Here is a 1,752-nt window from a genome sequence, read left to right on the forward strand (position 1 = left end):
AAAACACTATCACCAGAAGCACTTGGTTATTATGTAAAGACTGGCCTTAAATACTAACCAAGTGCTTCTGGTGATAGTGTTTTAGTCCAATGTAAGTTTACCGATTGAGTGGGATGCTGATTGCCAAGTTTTTCTTTAGTTTTGACCATCACTATTTCCTTCCAACCGTATTGCATGATAACCCTATCGCTGGGAGATGTTAGATCACTTCCTTCCGCTTAAAAATAATGCCATTTGCAAAATTATCAAGTAGTTACCTCCATCTTTTCGAATAAGCGTTTTGAATACCTCGTCCGTCTTTGGGATGATATTCAACCACACAGTCACAATTTTCATGCCTTGCATAAATGATTTTATCGACTGGATAGTCGTAGGTGCCTGCTAAGTTTTCACACCACTTGCAACATTTACCAACCACATATCTAGTTAGTTTTGGCTTTAACCCTGCTTTTGCATGAAAATCGACATTAGTCATAATAAAATCATCAATGACTGACTGCGAAAAATTGACAACTGGGTCTTTTAGAATCCATTTGACTTCATCAAAATTATCTTCGGAAGATAATCTGTTAACTATTCCATCAACTTTATCCTGGTTGATTTTATTCTTCTTAGGTTTTAATCCGATGCCAGCCTCTTTATTCAAGGCGGTTTGCAATTCGACTGCGTAGTCAGTAACCAACTTATGATTATTTCCAAGTGTTTCATTTAATATCCTTTCTGCGATATTAAAAAACATCTTGCCATCTGGCAAAATGCTCGCGGATAATTTACTATCAAAAACCTCTGCTAAAATGTTGCCAACCTCTTGAGCGTATAAATAAGCATTAGCATGATTTTTGGTCTCTAACAACTTCGGTATTTTTTTATTGGCTTTATACTTGTTTAAAAACTCTTTTTTCGAGTCATCTAATAATTTTGGGACAATATCATCAACCATCTGTCTCACCATCCTTTATACCAGTTGTCTGGAATAATACTTCGCCAATATTTAATTCTGGATACGCTTGAGAAATCTTAATTAGACCGTCTCCGATTGTTGAAAGACTAGCACCGTCAATTTCAAACAATGGTTCCCAAATGATTTTGGTATTCATGAACATTGTGCGTTCATATGGTTGATTGTCACGTAAACAAACTGCTATATACGCAACATTTAAAAATCCACTTGCGAATGATCGTTGCGCTTTTTTAGCAGATGCACGTAAGTTTTCATGACTTGCTTTGATAGCCTCAACACTTGATGGATTGTCAGACGGGAAGCCTAAGTCGTCTAGTGTCAACCCAGAACCACCTGCGAATAATGAAGCATACATTTTTAACTGACCGTAGAATGGTTCCATGCTCGCTGTGGCAAACTGTCCGACAACTGGCTTTTCTCCGTCATCATCTTTAGTAATCTCTAAAACGGTTGAAACTGTCGCTTTCCACTTATCTAATGCCTCGGCATCTTGGCTTGTTCCTAAAACGTATTTTTGTGGGAACGAATAAAATTCTGCGGTTGCTTCGGCACGTTCCAAAGTACGTTTGGCGGCTTTTTGCTGATACATTCCCGACCGTGTGATTCGACTACGACCGAATGGTCTTACTGCGTCTGGCCTGTGAATAATTGGTACTAATAGCGGTTGATTCGTTGGATTCGGAATACTATAAGGTTCGCTATCTTTTGGATAGTACCATGTTTCAGTTGGTGTAAAATACGCTTCCAAAATAGGATTGTCATTCTGGTCTGTTTCTAAAACTGCGTACCCT

The 1,752-nt window shown here is 38.3% G+C and carries 1 protein-coding gene and 1 pseudogene; both read right to left on the minus strand.

Annotated elements, in window-relative coordinates; translation table 11 throughout:
* Positions 1 to 253: 253 nt before the first annotated feature.
* Positions 254 to 940 (minus strand): hypothetical protein, encoded by a 687-nt coding sequence (locus Q5762_RS36670; protein ID WP_315887727.1) that lies wholly within the window; start codon positions 938 to 940, stop codon positions 254 to 256.
* Positions 933 to 1,752 (minus strand): annotated as a pseudogene (locus Q5762_RS36675) (hypothetical protein); the annotation flags it as partial. The pseudogene Q5762_RS36675 and the gene Q5762_RS36670, both read right to left, overlap by 8 nt.

The sequence above is a fragment of the Streptomyces sp. P9(2023) genome (assembly GCF_032436795.1).
In the GTDB taxonomy this organism is placed as follows: Bacteria; Actinomycetota; Actinomycetes; order Streptomycetales; family Streptomycetaceae; genus Streptomyces.